Source organism: Streptomyces sp. NPDC050617 (genome assembly GCF_040654795.1).
Taxonomy (GTDB): Bacteria; Actinomycetota; Actinomycetes; order Streptomycetales; family Streptomycetaceae; genus Streptomyces.
In genome coordinates, this window is record NZ_JBFAIS010000045.1 from 1 (window position 1) to 16926 (window position 16926).

Consider the following 16926-nt stretch of genomic DNA (forward strand, 5'->3'; position numbering starts at 1 on the left):
CGCAAATCACGCTTTACGCCTCCTACGGGCCCCCACCGCCCCGCCCCCTCCCGCCCGTACGCGTCTGCGGCCCGGCCCTCATCCCGGTCGCCGAATGCCGGGGCGGCGGGGGCGCGGGTGGGTACGGGGTCGGCCACCCGTACCCCGAAGGCTCTCGGACACGGCCATGAGGTGCCGCCTGGCGCCCCTTCGACCGGACCCCGGCTTCCACCAGCGACTACAAGCGGTCGGCGTCCCGAGCCTGCTCCCTCCGCCTCATCGATAGCTCGGAGACGACGAGAAGTGAGCGGCCGAGCTGTCCCTGTCCCTGTCCCTGTCCCATCGATGGGGGTAGGGGCCGCCCCATCGGTCGTCTGACGGCGAGGAGGGGTGAGGGACCTGGGCCCAGCCCGGCCCACCGGCCACTCCGCTCGGGCGAGGTGGGAAGCCGATAGATGCCGCCCCCGCCCTATCGGCCGTCTGATGACCACGAGGGATGAGGGCTTGGGGGCCCGCCCAACCCACCAGCAATCCGCCGGGCGAGAGGGGAGCGGCAGGTGCCATGCCGCACCGCACCGCACCACATCGCGCCGCGGGGTGGCTTCCGTTCGCCCCCCACCGGCCATTCGACGGTGACGAGGGGGGAGCGGCAGGCACCGACCGTGCCGTGGGGTGGCTTCCGTTCGCCCCCTTCCGGCCGTTTGACGGTGACGCGAGGGGAGCAGCAGGTGCCGGGGCGCGCCGTGCCGCGGGGCGGCTTCTGCTCGCCCCCCTCCGGCTGTTTGACGGTGACGAGAGGGGAGGGGCAGGTGCCATGCCGCACCGCACCACATCGCGCCGCGGGGTGGCTTGCGTTCGCCCCCCACCGGCCGTTCGACGGCGACGAGAGGGGAGGGGCCGGGGCCGTAGGGGTGGGGTCCGGAACGCTGACGTGTATTTGTGGGCCGAAGTGCTGGGTGAGATGGCGTTTCCGGGTTTGCGGCCCGTAAATATGCGGTGGAGGACCCCACCCCGTAGGACCCGGCCCCGCCCCGCCCCACCCCACCCCCGCACCCACCGTCAGTGCTTCCCGTGCACGCTCCGCGCCGCCTGGATCTTCTTCCAGGACTTGGGCTCCGCGGGCTTCCCGTGCGTGCTCCGGGCCGTGAGACCCGCCTTCGCCGCCACCGGCGGAGTCGGCCGCTCCGTGCTGAACAGCCACGTGTCGAAGAGCGAGGCGAGCGGCTTGCCGGAGACCTGCTCCGCGAACTTCACGAAGTCCTGCACCGACGCGTTCCCGTACTGATGCGCCGCCGGCCAGCCCTTGAGGATGGCGAAGAACGCCTTGTCCCCGACCTTGTTGCGGAGCGCCTGAAGCGCAATGGCCCCGCGGTCGTAGACCGCCGCGTCGAACTGATGGTCCGCGCCCGGATCGCCCGGCTTCACCGTCCAGAACGGGTCATCCGCCGGGTACTGCGCGTACGTGTAGTCGGCGAGCTCCTGCGCGGTGCCCTCGCCCTCCTTCTCCGACCACAGCCACTGCGCGTAGCTCGCGAACCCCTCGTTGACCCAGATGTCCTGCCAGTTCTTCACCGAGACGCTGTCGCCGTACCACTGGTGGGCCAGCTCGTGTACGACCACCGACACATTGGCGCCCTTGGCGAACTGCGCCGGGCTGTAGAACGGCCGGGTCTGCGTCTCCAGGGCGAAGTGCGAGGGCACGTTCGGCACGTACCCGCCGACCGCGTCGAAGGGGTACGGGCCGAAGACCGAACTCAGCCAGTCGACGACCTCGGCGCTCCGCTCGACGCTGGCCTTCGCGGCGCCCTTGTTCGCCCCCAGGTCCTTGCTGTAGGCGTTGATGACGGGCAGCCCGCCGGCCGTCGTGTCCGTGGTGACGTCGAACTTGCCGACCGCGAGGGTGGCCAGGTAGGAAGCCTGCGGCTTGCTGGAGCGCCAGTTGTAGCGGGTCCAGCCGAGCTTGGAACTCTTCGACTGGAGCGTGCCGTTGCTGATCGCCTGCGTGCCGTCCGGCACGGACACGGACACGTCGTACGTGGCCTTGTCGCGCGGGTGGTCGTTGCTGGGGAACCACCACCAGGCCGACTCGGGCTCCTGGGCGGCGACCCCGCCGTCCGGCGTGCGCTGCCACGACGTGCTGCCGTTGACCTTGACCTTCGAGGGGACGCCGCGGTAGCGGACTACCACGCTGATCTGCTTGCCGGAGTCGAGCGCCGCGGCGGGCGTGATCTCCAGTTCATGGGCGCCGGAGCGGGCGAACTTCGCCTTCTTCCCGTTGACCAGGACCTCGCTGACATCGAGCGCGAAGTCGAGGTTGAAGCGGGAGAGCGCCTGGGTGGTGGTGGCGAGCAGGGTGGCCGTGCCCTGGAGCTCGTCGGTCTTCGGCTGGTACTTCAGCCGGAGGTCGTAGTGGGAGACGTGGTAGCCGCCATTGCCGGAATCCGGGTAATAGGGGTCTCCGATGCCCGGCGCGCCGGGCGACGCGCCGGCGGCCGAAGCCGGGATCGCCAGCAGCAGACCTGCGACGGCGGCAGCGCTCGGGACGATGAGTCTGTGACGCACGAGTCCTCCAACTCGTTGGGGAGAACGATCTTTCGAAGCCTATGTACTCACCGGCGCCGGAAGTTGTCCATGGCGCGTCATGTCATATGACCGACATGCCGCTGACATCAACAGCCCGCCCAGCCCCGCGAACCAACCGTTCGCCCCCTTCTGCGCAGGAGTTCACTCGCGCTACGGTCCCGCCGTGTCCCTACGCGCGCGGCAACCCCGCATTCCGTGGAAAACCCTCGTCCTGGCGGCCGTGGCCGCCGTACTGGCCGTGCTCCTCGCTCCGGGCGCCGCGAACGCGGCACAGGCCGGCCCGGGAGGGGAGAGCAGACCCGTCTACTCCTACGCGCACGCGATACGCGAGTCCGTATGGGTGGACACGGGGATCGACGGCGACTCGAACGGCAGGAGCGACCGGGTCGCCGTCGACATCGTCCGGCCCCGAGAAGCGGCCCAGCAGGGCCGCAAGGTCCCCGTGATCATGGACGCCAGCCCCTACTACTCCTGCTGCGGACGCGGCAACGAGAGCCAGAAGAAAACCTATGACGCCCAGGGCAACCCGGTCCTCTTCCCGCTCTACTACGACAACTACTTCGTGCCGCGCGGCTACGCGACCGTCCTGGTCGACCTCGCCGGAACCAACCGCTCTGACGGCTGCGTGGACGTCGGCGGCCGCTCGGACGTCCAGTCCGCCAAGGCCGTCGTCGACTGGCTGAACGGGCGCGCCCGCGGCTACCGCGACCGTACGGGCACGGCGACGGTCGACGCGGACTGGACCAGCGGCGCGGTCGGCATGATCGGCAAGAGCTACGACGGCACTGTCGCCAACGGCGTCGCCGCCACGGGGGTGAAGGGCCTCAAGACCATCGTGCCCATCGGCGGCATCAGCTCCTGGTACGACTACTACTTCGCCAAGGGCGCCGCCCTCTACGACGGCGGCCCCGACGGGCTCTCCAACAGCATCGAGAGCTCCGAGGCGCGCGCCCACTGCCAGGCGGTGCAGCGCAGGCTCGTCGAAGGCGCGCCCCGCAACGGGAACTTCACGAAGCTGTGGGAAGAGCGCGACTATGTGCCGAACGCCGACAAGGTGCGCGCGAGCGTCTTCGTCGTGCACGGCATGCAGGACCTCAACGTGCGCACCAAGCACTTCGGCCAGTGGTGGGACGCGCTCGCGGAGAACGGCGTCGAGCGGAAGATCTGGCTCTCGCAGGCCGGCCATGTGGACCCCTTTGACTTCCGCCGCGCCGAGTGGACCGACACGCTGCACCGCTGGTTCGACCACTACCTCCTCGGCTACCGCAACGGCGTCGAGCGCGAGCCGATGGCCGATATCGAGCGCCACCCGGACCAGTGGAGCACCGACCGGCAGTGGCCGCCGCGGGGCGCCTCCGCCACCACGCTCCGCCCGGTGAACGGCCCGGTCGCGGGCGTCGGCACGCTCGGCGTCAAGCCCGCGCCGGCCGGGTCCACGGCCTCGTTCACGGACGACCCGAAGCTGGACGAGGACGCCTGGGCGGCCGACATCGACCGGTCGACTCCGTCGAAGACCGGGTTCATCACCCCCGCGCTCACCCGCGACCTGCGGGTGTCCGGCTCATCGACAGTGGATCTGAAGGTCACCCCGTCCACCACGTCGGCGCACCTGTCGGCGGTCCTCGTCGATCTCGGCCCCGACACCATCCGCGACTACGCGGGCGCCGGCGAGGGGATCACCACCCTCGCCGACCGCACCTGCTGGGGCAGCAGCACGCCCGGCGACAGCGCCTGCTACAAGCGGACCGCCGCCGACACGAAGCAGACGGGCCATACCGTCTTCAGCCGGGGGTGGGCGGATCTCGGCCACTACGCCGACCTCTGGCACGGGCAGCGGCTGACGCCCGGCACGTCCTACCGCATCACCCTCGACCTCGCCGCGAGCGACCATGTCGTCCCGGCGGGCCACCGGCTGGCCCTGATCGTGGCCGGCACCGACAAGGGGCTCATCGAGCCCGCGGACACGACCCCGAAGGTGACGGTCGACCTCGCCGGGAGCGCGGCGCGCGTACCGGTGGTGGGCGGCTACCCGGCCTTCGTACGGGCCGCATCGGGCGGCCACCGCTCGTAGACCGTTCTCGCGTCGCCGACGCGGCGGCCGTACTGTCCGGGGCGCGTCCCGGACAGTACGGCCCTGTCGGCCGGGTCCCGAAGAACGGAACCGGCGGGGATCACAGCCGTCCCGATCTCCGTTCCAGCAACAGCAGCCACGCCAGGTACAGCCCGCCCGCGACGCCCGTGACCACCCCCACCGGCAGGATCGCCGACCCCGAGACGCGCTGGGCCGTCCAGTCCGCCGCGGTGACCAGCACCGCGCCCATCCAGGCCGCGGGCAGCACATTCGGCCCCGCCGAACGCGTCAGCCGCCGGGCGAGCTGCGGCGCCGCCAGCGCCACGAACGGGATCGGGCCCGCCGCCGCGACCGCCATCGCCGTCAGCCCCGTACCGGTCGCCAGCAGCCACACCCGGCTGCGCTCCGGCGCGACGCCCAGCGCGGCCGCCGCCTCGTCGCCCATCTCCAGCATCGACAGCCGCCGCCCGAGCCCCAGCACGACCGGGACCAGCACCACGATCCCCAGCGCCGCCACCCGTACATCGCCCCAGCCGCGCCCGTTCAGGCTGCCGATCATCCAGGTGGCCGCCTCCGCGGCCTTGCCGATGTCGGCCCGTACGAACAGATAGCTGGTCAGCGAGGAGAGCACCGCGGAGGCGCCGATGCCGATCAGCACCAGCCGGTAGCCGTGCACGCCCCGCTGCCAGGCCAGCAGATAGACCGCGAACGCCGTCGCGAGACCGCCCGCCACCGCGCCGACGGCGGTCTGCACGGTCCCCGCCTCCAGCACGATGATCGCGATCAGCGCGCCCGCCGACGCCCCGCTGCCGAAGCCGATGATGTCCGGACTGCCCAGCGGGTTGCGGGACAGCGACTGGAACACCGCGCCGCTCATGCCCATCGCGAAACCGGCCAGCAGCCCGTCCAGGACGCGCGGCATCCGCAACTCGTTCACCACGAAGTCCGCGCCCGGCGGGCCGTCGCCGAAGAGCGTACGGACCACCTCGGCCGGGCTCAGCTCGTACGCGCCCATGCCGAGCGAGAGCACCGTGAGGGCCGCGCCCAGCACGGCCAGCACCGCGCAGACCAGCAGCGCGCGCCGCTGGAAGCGGAGCGAGAGCCCGCCGCGCGAGCGCACCACCACGGTGCCGGGAGCCTTCGGGCGCGCGGGTGCGTGCAGGACGTTCACAGGTGGGCCACCTTGCGCCGGCGGACGAGTTGGATGAACAGCAGGCCGCCGAGGAACGCGGTCACGACCCCGACCTCGATCTCGGACGGCGGTACGAGCACCCGGCCGACGATGTCCGAGCCGAGCAGCAGCACCGGCGCGAAGACCGCGCAGTACGGGAACAGCCAGCGGGTGTCCGGCCCGCAGAACGCCCGTACCGCGTGCGGGATCATCAGCCCGATGAAGCCGATCGGCCCGCACACGGCCGTGGCGGCGCCGCACAGCAGGGTGATCGCGACGATCGACAGCACCCGGGTGCGGCCGAGGTGAGCGCCGAGCGAGCGCGCGGTGTCGTCGCCGAGCGCCATGGCGTTCAGCGGCCGGGCCAGCGCCAGGGCGAGGAGCGCGCCCGCTGCCAGGAACGGCAGGGCGGGCAGCAGCAGGTCGCCGCGGCGCCCGGCGAGCGTGCCGATCGACCAGTGCCGCATGGTCTCCAGGGCGCTCAGGTCCCACAGCTGGAGGCCGTTGACGTACCCGAAGAGCGCCGCGTTGACGGCGGTGCCGGCCAGCGCGAGGCGTACGGGCGTCGCGGCCCGGCTGCCGCCGAGCGCGTTGACCGCCACCGCCGCGATTCCGGCCCCCGCGAACGCGAACCACAGATAGCCGGTGAAGGAGGTGACGCCCAGCAGGCTGATCGCGGTGACCACGGCGGCCGACGCGCCCGCGTTCACGCCGAGCAGCCCCGGGTCGGCGAGCGGGTTGCGGGTCAGCGTCTGCATCACCGCGCCCGCCAGCCCCAGCGCCGCGCCCACCGCGACGCCGATCGCGGTACGGGGCAGCCGCAGCCCCCGCACGATGTGGTCGTTCTTCGTGCCCGTCGCCTCGAACAGGCCGTGCCACACCTGGTCGAGCGGTATCTGCTTGGCGCCGATGGAGATGCTCGCCAGCACGGCCACCGCCAGCAGCGCGAGCCCCACCAGCAGGCCGGTGGTGCGTACGGCCCGGCGGGCGCCGGGCGCGGCGGGCGGCGCGGCCTCGGGGGCGGCGATGGTCGCGGTCACGCCGCGCCGCTCTTCGCGCCCGTGCGCACATCTGAGCCCGCGCGGTAGCGGCGGCACTCCTCGTACGACGGCAGCAGCCCGTCCCGCTCCGCCCGCGCCAGCGTCGGCGCGGCGGCGTCCTTCTCCGACAGCAGCGGCTCGACGCCCCGCGGCCACTCGATGCCGAGCTCCGGATCGAGGGGGTGCACGCCGTGCTCGCGCTGCGGCGCGTAGCCGGTGGAGCAGAGGTAGACGGCGGTGGCGTCGTCGGTGAGCGCCATGAAGGCGTGGCCGAGTCCCTCGGACAGATAGACGGCGCGGTGCGTCTCGTCGTCCAGGAGCACCGCCTCCCAGGCGCGGTACGTGGGGGAGCCGAGCCGCAGGTCGACCACGACGTCGAGCATCGCGCCCCGCACGCAGGTGACGTACTTGGCCTGGCCCGGCGGCACGTCGGCGAAGTGCACGCCGCGCAGCGTGCCGCGCCGCGACCGCGAGCAGTTGGCCTGGGCGAGCACCGGGGCGCGGCCCGCGGCGGCGGTGAACTCCGGGGCCCGGAACCACTCGTGGAAGCTGCCCCGGTCGTCGCGGTGGATCTGCGGTTCGCGCGTCCACGCGCCCTCGATGGTCATCGGGCGCATGACGCCCCTCCTTGGGTTCGCTCGGTTCCGTTGCTGCCCGCCGTGCCCGCGGTGACGGCGGCGAATTCGGCGTGCAGCGCGTCGCGCCAGTGCCGGGGCCGCGGCAGCCCGGCCGCCGCCCACCGGTCGTGGCCCAGCACGCTCCACGCGGGGCGCGGCGCGGGGCGGCCCAGCGAGCCGCTGTCGATGGGCCGCACCCGGTCGGGGTCGGCGCCGGCCAGCCGGAAGACCTCGCGGGCCAGCCCGTACCAGGTGGTGCGGCCGCCGGCGGTGGCGTGGAAGACGCCCGGCCGCAGTGGTCCCCGGCCCAGGTCGAGGAGGCGGCGGGCGACGTCGCGGGTGGGGGTGGGCTGGCCGTACTGGTCGTCGACGACGTTCACCGGCTCGTCGCCCGCAGCCCGTTCGGCCATGGTGCGCACGAAGTTGCGGCCGTAGGGCCCGTACAGCCAGGCGGTGCGCACGACCGTGCCCGCGCGCGGCAGCTCGTCGAGCACCGCGCGCTCACCGGCCAGTTTGGTCCGCCCGTACGCGGTGCGCGGGCCGGGCTCGGCGTCCTCGCCGTAGGGCGTGCCCGCGTCGCCGGGGAAGACGTAGTCGGTGGAGACGTGCAGCAGCCGGGCGCCGGTGGCCGCGCAGGCGCGGGCGAGGACCCGCACGGCCTCACCGTTGACGCGCAGCGCCCGCTCCTCGTCGGACTCGGCCGCGTCCACGTCCGTCCAGGCCGCGCAGTTGACGACCACGGCGGGACGGGCGCGGTGCAGGGCGCAGCGGACGGCCCGCTCGTCGGTGAGGTCGAGGTCGCGGCGGGTCAGCGGGAGCGCCGAGGCGCGCTCGGCGGCCAGCAGCCGGCACAGGTCGCGGCCGAGCATCCCGCCGGCGCCGGTGATCAGCCAGCGGGTCACCGGCTCTCACCGCCCGCCCCGGCCGGCTGTGCGGCCGCTCGCGGGGCGGCCGGGGCGGGCTCCCACCAGGACCGGTTGGCGCGGTACCAGTCGACGGTCTCGGCGAGCCCGTCCTCGAAGGAGTGGCGCGGCCGGTAGCCCAGCTCGGTGCGGATCTTCGACCAGTCCACGGAGTAGCGCCGGTCGTGGCCCTTGCGGTCGGCGACCCGCTCCACCCGCTCCCAGCCGGCCCCGCAGGCGGCCAGCAGCCGCTCGGTGAGCTGGGTGTTGCTCAGTTCGGTGCCGCCGCCGATGTTGTAGACCTCGCCGGGCCGCCCGGCGTCGAGTATGAGCCGCAGCGCGCGGCAGTGGTCGTCGACGTGCAGCCAGTCGCGGACGTTCGCGCCGTCGCCGTAGAGCGGGACGCTACCGCCGTCCAGGAGGCGGGTCGTGAACAGCGGGATGACCTTCTCGGTGTGCTGGTACGGGCCGTAGTTGTTGGAGCAGCGGGTCACGGACACGTCGAGCCCGTGGGTGCGGTGGTGGGCGAGCGCGAGCAGGTCGGAGCCCGCCTTCGACGCGGAATAGGGGGAGTTGGGGGCCAGCGGCTGGTCCTCGGCCCAGGACCCGGCGGAGATCGAGCCGTACACCTCGTCGGTGGAGACGTGCACGAAGCGCGCGATGCGGTGCCGCACCGCCGACTCCAGCAGCACCTGCGTGCCCAGCACGTTGGTCGACGCGAACTCCTGCCCGCCTGCGATGGACCGGTCCACATGGGACTCGGCGGCGAAGTGCACGACCATGTCGTGGCGGGCGAGGAGCGAGTCGACGAGCCCCGCGTCGCGGATGTCGCCGTGACTGAAGGTGAAGCGTGAATCGCCGTGCACGGCGCGGAGGTTGGCGAGGTTTCCGGCGTACGTGAGGGAGTCCAGGGCGGTGACGGCGAGCGCTCCGCCGGGCCCCTCCGGGCCGAGCAGGGTGCGGACGAAGTGGGAGCCGATGAAGCCGGCCCCGCCGGTGACGAGGATTCTCATGGGTGTCCAGGAGGTGATGAGCGGTCAGGCGGTCGGGTCTGCGCGGCGTCAGGGGGTGATCTGGACCTGGCTGTGGTCGCCGAGGACGAGGCGGTGGGCGCGGGGCGCGCGGGCGGCGCCCGTCACCCGGACCGTACGGCCGATGAGGGAGCCCTCGATCCGGCCGACGCCCTCGATGCGGGAGCCGTCGAGCACGATGGAGAACTCCACCTCGCTGTCGCTGATCAGGCAGTCGTCGGCGACCGAGGTGGAGGGGCCGATATAGGAGTCGCGGACGACGCTGCCCGCGCCGATGACCGCGGGGCCCACGATCCGGGAGCGTACGACGCTGGCACCCGCCTCGATCCGTACCCGGCCGACGAGTTCGCTGTCGCCGTCGACCGTGCCGAGCACGGCGGGCGGCATGGCTTCGAGTACGGTCCGGTTGACCTCCAGCATGTCGGTGACGTTGCCGGTGTCCTTCCAGTAGCCGCTGATGACGGTGGAGCGCACCGCGCGGCCGTCCTCGATGAGCCACTGGATGGCGTCGGTTATCTCCAACTCCCCGCGCGCGGACGGCTTGATGGACCGTACGGCCTCGTGCACGGCCGGGGTGAAGAGGTAGACGCCGACCAGCGCGAGGTCGCTGCGCGGCGCGCTGGGCTTCTCCTCCAGCCGCACCACCGCGCCGTCCGGGTCGAGTTCGGCGACGCCGAACGCGCTGGGATCGTCGACCTTCGTCAGCAGGATGCGGGCGTCGGGCCGGGTTTCGCGGAACTCCTCGACGAGTTCGGTGATGCCGCCCACGACGAAGTTGTCGCCGAGGTACATCACGAAGTCGTCGTCGCCGAGCCAGTCGCGGGCGATGAGCACGGCGTGCGCCAGGCCCAGCGGGCTCGCCTGCGGCAGATAGCTGACGCGGGCCCCGAAGCGGGAGCCGTCGCCGACGGCCGCCCGGATCTCCGCCTCCGTCTCGCCGACGACGATGCCGATCTCGGTGATCCCGGCGGCGACGAGCGACTCGATGCCGTAGAAGAGCACGGGCTTGTTGGCGACGGGGACGAGCTGCTTGGCCGCGGTGTGCGTGATGGGGCGCAGCCTGCTGCCGGTGCCTCCGGAGAGGACTAGTGCCTTCATGAGGGGGTCATCCTTGGGTGACGGGGGCGGACGCGGTTTCGGCGTTCTCAGTGGTTTCGGCGGCGGTGGCGCCGGCGGACGCCGTCTGGTGCTGCCACAGCCGGGCGTACGGGCCGCCGGCCGCCAACAGATCGTCGTGCGCGCCCTGTTCGGCGACCTTTCCGTCGTCGAGGACGACGATCCGGTCGGCGCGGGCGGCCGTGGCGAGCCGGTGCGCGACCACGACGGTCGTACGGCCGGTGGCGAGCCGGTCCCCGGCGTCGAGCACGCTCTGCTCGGTGGCCGGGTCGAGCGCGGCCGTCGCCTCGTCGAGGAGCAGCAGACCGGGGTCGACCAGTTCGGCGCGGGCCAGCGCGATCAGCTGCCGCTGCCCGGCGGACAGGCTCGCCCCGCGCTCGCCGACCGGCTGCCGGAAGCCGTAGGGCTGGGCGGCCACGGCGGGCAGCGCGCCCACCGCCCGCACCGCGGCCTCGACCTCGCCGTCGCTCGCCTCCGGACGCCCGTAGCGGACATTGGCGGCGATGTCGCCGGTGAACAGGTGGGCCTCCTGCGGCACGACGCCCAGCAGCCGGCGGTACGCGGACGGCTCGTACTCCCTGATGTCCGCGCCGTCGACCAGGACCCGGCCCTCGCTCGCGTCGTAGAAGCGGGCGAGGAGCTTGACGACGGTGGACTTCCCCGCGCCCGTGGCGCCGACCAGCGCGACCGTCTCGCCGGGCCGTACGCGCAGGCTGACGCCCTCCAGGGAGGGCCGCTCCGCGCCCGGGTAGCGGTGGGTGACGTCGCGCAGCTCGATCTCGCCGCGCAGCCGGCCCGGGACGGTCGCCGGGTCCTCGGCGGTCGGCACGGAGGCCGGTACGCGCAGCAGTTCCACGGTGCGGCGCAGTCCGACGGACGCCTGCTGGTAGCTGTCGAAGGCGAGGGACAGCTGCTGCACGGGGGCGAAGAACATGCCGAGGTAGAGCATGAAGGCCACGAGCACGCCGGGGCTCAGCGAGCCGTCCGCGACCCAGCCCGCGCCCACCAGCAGCACCAGCGCCTTGGAGAGTTCGGCGGTGAGGTTGATGGACGGGAAGTAGACGGCGGCGTAGCGCTGCGCCTTGAGCCGGGCGGTGCGGTAACTCTCGGAGAGCTTGCCGAACGCCTCGGCGGTGTGACCCTCGCGGTTCTGCGACTGGGCGACGCGAAGCCCCGTGACGTTCTCCTGGAGGCTGGAGTTGACCTCGCCGATGCGCCGCCGGGCGTCGGTGTACGCGGCGGAGGAGAGCCGCCAGAAAATGGCTGTGGCGATGGCGACCAGCGGCAGCAGGGCGAGCGCGGTGAGCGCCAGCGGCACGTCGACGACGAGCATCGCGACGACCGCGGCGCACAGCGTGGCGAGCGCCGCGACGGCGGTGAGCAGGTTGGTCTGGAGGAACGCGGAGAGCGCGTCGATGTCGTTGACCATCCGCGTCATGATCTGGCCGCCGCGCTCGCGCTCGTAGAAGTCCAGTCCCAGCCGCTGGAGTTGGGCGAACGTGCGGATGCGCAGCCCGTACAGCACCCGTTCCCCGGCGCGCCGGGTGACGCGCGCCTGGAGGCTCAGCGCGACCCAGCCGCCCGCGACGACGAGGAGGGCGAAGAGGGCGGTGGCGGCCAGTACCCGGCCGTCGCCGGCGTCCACGCCCGCGTCCAGGCCGTGCCGTACGAGCAGGGGCAGCGCGATGGTCGCCAGGGAGTCGGCGGCGACCAGGGCGAGGCCGAGGAGCAGGGCCGCGCGCACCGGGCGCAGCAGGCGTGAGAAGCGGAACGCCGGGTCGGGGGAGCGGAGTTGGCGTTCGTCGAGGCGGGGGTCGTCGCCGGGCTCGTCCGCCGGTGCGGGGGCTTCGCCGGTGTCGGGTTCGGGCCACAGCTCCGGTGTGACGCCGTCGGAGGCCGGGCGGTCGGCGACGGGGCCGATGGGCGTGTCGATGGAGTCGCCGGGGCCCGCGAGGAGTTCGCGGAAGAGCGCGCAGCGCTCCGTCAGCTCGGCCTCGGTGCCGGTGTCCACGACGCGCCCGCCGTCGAGTACGGCGATGCGGTCGGCGAGGGCGAGGGTGGAGCGGCGGTGCGCGATCAGTAGGGTCGTACGGTCGGTGGTGACGGCCCGCAGCGTCGCCTGGATGGCGGCCTCGGTGACGGCGTCGACCGCGGAGGTGGCGTCGTCGAGGACGAGGACCCGGGGGTCGGCGAGGAGCGCGCGGGCCAGGACGACGCGCTGGCGCTGGCCGCCGGAGAGGGTCAGGCCCCGCTCGCCGACCTCGGTGGCGTAGCCGTCGGGCAGCCGGGAGATGAAGCCGTGCGCCTCGGCGGCCTCGGCGGCGGCCCGTACCTGCTCGTCGGTGGCGTCCGGGCGGCCGTAGGCGATGTTGTCCCGGATCGAGCAGGAGAAGAGGAACGGCTCCTCGAAGACCACGCCGATGGTGGAGCGCAGGGAGGCCAGGGTGAGGTCGCGGGCGTCGGCGTCCGCGTCGGGCGGGCCGACGCGCACGGAGCCGTGCTGCGGGTCGTAGAAGCGGGCCAGGAGCAGGGAGACGGTGGATTTGCCGGAGCCGGACGGGCCGACCAGCGCGAGCGTCTCGCCGGGCCGCACCGCGAGCGACGCCCCGTCCAGGACGGGGTCGCTGGGCGCGTACCCGAACCGCACGTCCCGCAGTTCGATGCCGACCGGGCCGGCCGGGACCTCGCGGGCGTCGGGCGCCTCGGTGATCTCGGGCTGGGCGTCGACGAGTTCGTAGACCCGTTCGGCGGCGGCGCGGGCCTGCTGCGCGGTGACGAGGAAGCTCGCGAAGAGGCGGGCGGGCCCGGCCAGCAGCGCGAGGTAGGCGGCGAAGGCGAGGAAGGTGCCGAGGTCGATGCTGCCGCGCAGGGCCAGCCAGCCGCCGAGCGCCAGCACCCCGACCTGGCCGAGCGCGGGGAGCGCGGACATGGTGGCGGTGGCGGTGGCCTGGATGCGCGAGACGCGCACCCGGCGGCCGAACAGGGTGCGGGCGGCGCGTGCGAGCCGGTCGGTCTCGCGCTCCTCCTGGCCGAATCCCTTGACGACCCGGACGCCGGTGACGGTCTCCTCGACGTGCTCGGCGATCTCGGCCGCGCCCGCCTGCGCGGCGCGCGTCGCCGGTACGAGCCGGGCGCGGCTGCGGGCGGCGACCCAGGCGGTGGCGGGCACGACGGTCAGCGCGACGAGGGTGAGCAGGGGGGAGAGCCAGAGCATCGCGCCGACCGCGACGAGGAAGAGCGCGCTGGTGCCCAGCGGGATGGGCAGCATGCCGAGCATCATCTGCACTTGCTGGAGGTCGCTGTTGGCCCGTGAGACGACCTGGCCGGTGCGCAGCGCGTCCTGTTTGACCCCGTCGAGCCGCTGCACGGAGGAGAAGACCTCGGTGCGCAGCTGGTGCTGGACGCCCAGGGCGAGCTTGCCGGCGGCGTACCGGCGGGTGAACTCCGCGCCGAACTGGACGAGGGCGAGCGCGGTGAGCGCCGCCGCGAGCCAGCCGATGCGGCCGGTGTTCCCGGCGACGGCGTCGTTGACGCCGAGCCGGGCGAGGAGTGGGCCGATGGCCTCAAGTCCCGTTCCCAGAACGGAACTCAGTGCTACTGCGAGAAGGAGTCGAGGGTGGTGGCGGCACGCGGCGCCGAGCCTGCGTATCCAGCCGGGGGATGTTGTTGAGCTGCTGGGCACGTGATTAGCTTAGGCTTACCTAAGTAAAGGTCGCCACGTTCTCCGTGTGACCTCGGCCACACTCACCCCATGCGCGCCGATATGCGCCTCGGGACGGCATCTTCCCGTTCCAGCAGGCCATATGACGGTGCGTCGGGGAGGAAAGCAGGTTGTCGATGCGTGTCCTGTTCGCCGGACCGCCCTTCTTCGGGCTCCTCTATCCCATGGTTCCGCTCGCCCAGGCGTTCCGGGCCGCGGGCCACGACGTCCTCGTGGGCACCTGTGGAAAGGCCGCCGGACACGCCGCGCACGCGGGCCTCCCGGTCGTCGACTGCGCGCCGGGCATCGACCCCGACGCCCTGTACGCGGACATGGAGAAGCGTCGCGACCGCAAACCCCCGTCCCCCGGCGAGCAGGGCGTACCGCCCAAGGGGAAGGGGTTCTCCTTCTTCAGCGACGAGATGGCCGACACCATGGTCGACGTCGCCCGCCAGTGGCGCCCCGACCTCGTCGTGCACACCCCCAACGGCGTCGTCGGCCAGCTTGTCGCCGCCCGGCTCGGCGTGCCCTCCGTCCTGCACGCCGTCGGCTTCGGCCACACCGGACGCCATGTCGGCATGATGAACAACGCCCTCGCCGACGGCTACGCCCGGCACGGCCTCGACGGCCCCGACCCGATCGCCGCCTGGCTGGACGTCACCCCGCCCAGCATGAGCGTCGCCGCCGAACCCCGGCTGCGCCCGATGCGCTACGTCCCCTACAACGGCGGCAGCTCCCTCCCGCACTGGCTCTTCGAGAACCGCGAACGCCCGCGGATCGCCGTCACCCTCGGCACGGTGCGCCCGGTCGTCGACGGCGTCTCGCCCCTCCAGTGGGTGATCGACGCGGCCCGCGCCACCGACGCCGAGTTCGTCCTCGCCCTCGGCGGCGCCGACCTCGGCGCGCTCGGCCCGCTCCCCGAGAACGTACGTCCCGTCGACTGGACACCGCTCGGCGCGCTGCTCGCCGGCAGCGACGCCGTCGTCCACCACGGCGGCGCGGGCACCACCCTCACCGCCCTCGACTCCGGCCTCCCGCAGATCGTCCTCGGCGAGGGCGCCGACCGCCCCGCCAACGCCGCCGCCGTACGCACCCGCGGCTGCGGCCTCGTCCCCGGCGCCGACGGCGCCGCCGCCCCGGACAAGGAACTGATCCAGCGCCTCCTGGAGGACGACGACCTGCGCACGGCCGCGCGCGAGACGGCGGAGGAAATGGCCGCCATGCCGAGCCCGTCGGAGACGGCGGCCCGACTGGTCGAACTGGCGCTGACCCAGGGCAGGCATCGATGACGGGCGGACACGGCTGGACGGCGGAGGCGGGGGACTCGGGTTCCGCGGCGGCCGGCCTGCCCGCCCGCGGTCCGGCTCCGGCAGGGTCGGGCGTCCCGGCCGGGACCGGCGTCGCGGTCATGGCCGGGCGGTCCGTCGTGGGCGCCGCCCAGCCGCCCCGCTCCCCCCGCCCCGCGCCCGTCGAGACCGTCGACAGCCCCCGGCTGACGCGGCTCGCCCGCGACATGGCGGCGGCACGGTCCTGGAACGCGCGCAGCGCCGTGCTCGGCGCGTTCTGGAACGAGGTGCGGACGGCCGGCACGCCGCTCGTCGAGTCGATCGAGGGCGACCCCGAGCACCGGGCCGTCACCTTTCTGTGGCGCGGGGACACCGAGACCCGGCAGGTCCTGCTGCTTGTCAACCGGCTCCTCGACCGCTGCGACCTCGCGGCCAGCCTCATGCGCCGGCTGCCCGGCACCGACGTCTGGCACCTCACCTACCGGCTCCGCGCCGACCACCGCGGCTCGTACCGCATCGCCCCCGACACCACCGGCTTCGAGCGCTCCGAACTGGAGCGCCTGGCCGACACCGCCGTACGCGACCCCCACAACGCCCGTACCGTTCCCACCCGTTGGCACGGCCGCCCCAGCTCGGCCTTCGAGCTGCCCGAGGCCCCGGCCCGGCCCTGGGAGGCCCGCCGCGACGGCGTCGCACGCGGAACCGTATGGCGGCACCGCGTCGCCAGCGCGGCGCTCGGCTCGGAGCGCGAGATATGGACGTACGAGCCGCCCGCACCCGGCGGCGCGACGGACACCCTCGTCCTGCTCGACGGCGACATGTGGTTCGGCCAGCTCGGCATCGAGAACACCCTCGACAACCTCATCGCCGACGGCGCCATCCCGCCGCTGACCGTGCTCGCCCCGCACGCCGTCGACAACCCCACCCGCAGAACGGAGTTCGGCGGAAACCCGGCGTACGTCGACTTCCTCGCCGCCGAGCTGCTGCCTTGGGCGGCGGGCCGGCTGCCCGTCTCGCTCGACCCGGCCCGCACCGTCGTCGCGGGCCAGAGCCTGGGCGGACTGACCGCGCTGTACGCCGGGTACTCCGCGCCCTACCGCTTCGGCAAGGTGCTCGCCCAGTCCTCCTCGCTGTGGTGGCGCCCGGCCGGCGAACCCGCCGGGACCACGACGTGGATGACCCGCCGCTTCACCGAAGGCGCCCCGCGCGAACTGCGGTTGCACCTCGACGTCGGGCTCCACGAGTGGGGCATGCTCGAACAGACCCGCGAGCTGCGCGCCGCGCTGCGCGCCCGCGGCTACGGCGTCAGCGGATCGGACTTCAACGGCGGCCACGACTACGTCTGCTGGTCCGTCGCGCTCGCCGAGGGCCTCGTCAGCCTGCTCGGCCGCCCCAAGGACGCCTGACGCTCCCTCACATGAAACCCCCGC

At 73.4% G+C, this 16926-nt stretch carries 11 protein-coding genes; 3 read left to right on the forward strand and 8 right to left on the reverse strand.

Annotation, left to right across the window (positions count from 1 at the left end):
* Positions 1-1038: 1038 nt before the first annotated feature.
* Complete coding sequence (locus AB0I49_RS36015) at positions 1039-2541, reverse strand: M1 family metallopeptidase (RefSeq protein ID WP_363231438.1); 1503 nt, start codon at positions 2539-2541, stop codon at positions 1039-1041.
* Positions 2542-2725: 184 nt separating this feature from the next.
* Here AB0I49_RS36015 and AB0I49_RS36020 point away from each other — a divergent pair, with 184 nt between their 5' ends.
* The gene (locus AB0I49_RS36020) at positions 2726-4633 is read left to right on the forward strand and encodes a Xaa-Pro dipeptidyl-peptidase (RefSeq protein ID WP_363231439.1); all 1908 of its coding nucleotides are present in this window, start codon (positions 2726-2728) and stop codon (positions 4631-4633) included.
* Between the two features lie 100 nt (positions 4634-4733).
* Here AB0I49_RS36020 and AB0I49_RS36025 read toward each other — a convergent pair whose 3' ends face one another.
* Genes AB0I49_RS36025 through AB0I49_RS36055 form a run of 7 tightly spaced genes read right to left on the reverse strand, consistent with a single transcriptional unit; the run spans position 4734 to position 14192 of the window.
* Complete coding sequence (locus tag AB0I49_RS36025; RefSeq protein WP_363231440.1) at positions 4734-5804, reverse strand: iron chelate uptake ABC transporter family permease subunit; 1071 nt, start codon at positions 5802-5804, stop codon at positions 4734-4736.
* The gene (locus AB0I49_RS36030) at positions 5801-6844 is read right to left on the reverse strand and encodes an iron chelate uptake ABC transporter family permease subunit (protein WP_363231441.1); all 1044 of its coding nucleotides are present in this window, start codon (positions 6842-6844) and stop codon (positions 5801-5803) included. The genes AB0I49_RS36025 and AB0I49_RS36030 overlap by 4 nt, the downstream gene beginning before the upstream one ends.
* On the reverse strand, positions 6841-7461 hold the full coding sequence (gene rfbC / locus AB0I49_RS36035) for a dTDP-4-dehydrorhamnose 3,5-epimerase (protein WP_363231442.1): 621 nt from the start codon (positions 7459-7461) through the stop codon (positions 6841-6843). The genes AB0I49_RS36030 and rfbC overlap by 4 nt, the downstream gene beginning before the upstream one ends.
* Positions 7449-8363, reverse strand: a complete 915-nt coding sequence (rfbD, locus tag AB0I49_RS36040; RefSeq protein WP_363231443.1) for a dTDP-4-dehydrorhamnose reductase — start codon at positions 8361-8363, stop codon at positions 7449-7451. The genes rfbC and rfbD overlap by 13 nt, the downstream gene beginning before the upstream one ends.
* On the reverse strand, positions 8360-9376 hold the full coding sequence (gene rfbB / locus AB0I49_RS36045) for a dTDP-glucose 4,6-dehydratase (RefSeq protein ID WP_363231444.1): 1017 nt from the start codon (positions 9374-9376) through the stop codon (positions 8360-8362). The genes rfbD and rfbB overlap by 4 nt, the downstream gene beginning before the upstream one ends.
* 48 nt (positions 9377-9424) lie before the next feature.
* The gene (locus tag AB0I49_RS36050; RefSeq protein WP_363231445.1) at positions 9425-10492 is read right to left on the reverse strand and encodes a glucose-1-phosphate thymidylyltransferase; all 1068 of its coding nucleotides are present in this window, start codon (positions 10490-10492) and stop codon (positions 9425-9427) included.
* A gap of 7 nt (positions 10493-10499) precedes the next feature.
* Positions 10500-14192, reverse strand: a complete 3693-nt coding sequence (locus AB0I49_RS36055) for an ABC transporter ATP-binding protein (RefSeq protein WP_363231446.1) — start codon at positions 14190-14192, stop codon at positions 10500-10502.
* Between the two features lie 155 nt (positions 14193-14347).
* Here AB0I49_RS36055 and AB0I49_RS36060 point away from each other — a divergent pair, with 155 nt between their 5' ends.
* Together AB0I49_RS36060 and fes are read left to right on the forward strand one after the other, a co-directional pair.
* A complete protein-coding gene (locus AB0I49_RS36060) occupies positions 14348-15499 on the forward strand; it encodes a nucleotide disphospho-sugar-binding domain-containing protein (RefSeq protein ID WP_363231472.1) in 1152 nt (383 codons plus the stop codon).
* A complete protein-coding gene (gene fes / locus AB0I49_RS36065; RefSeq protein WP_363231447.1) occupies positions 15496-16902 on the forward strand; it encodes an enterochelin esterase in 1407 nt (468 codons plus the stop codon). The genes AB0I49_RS36060 and fes overlap by 4 nt, the downstream gene beginning before the upstream one ends.
* Positions 16903-16926: the final 24 nt, after the last annotated feature.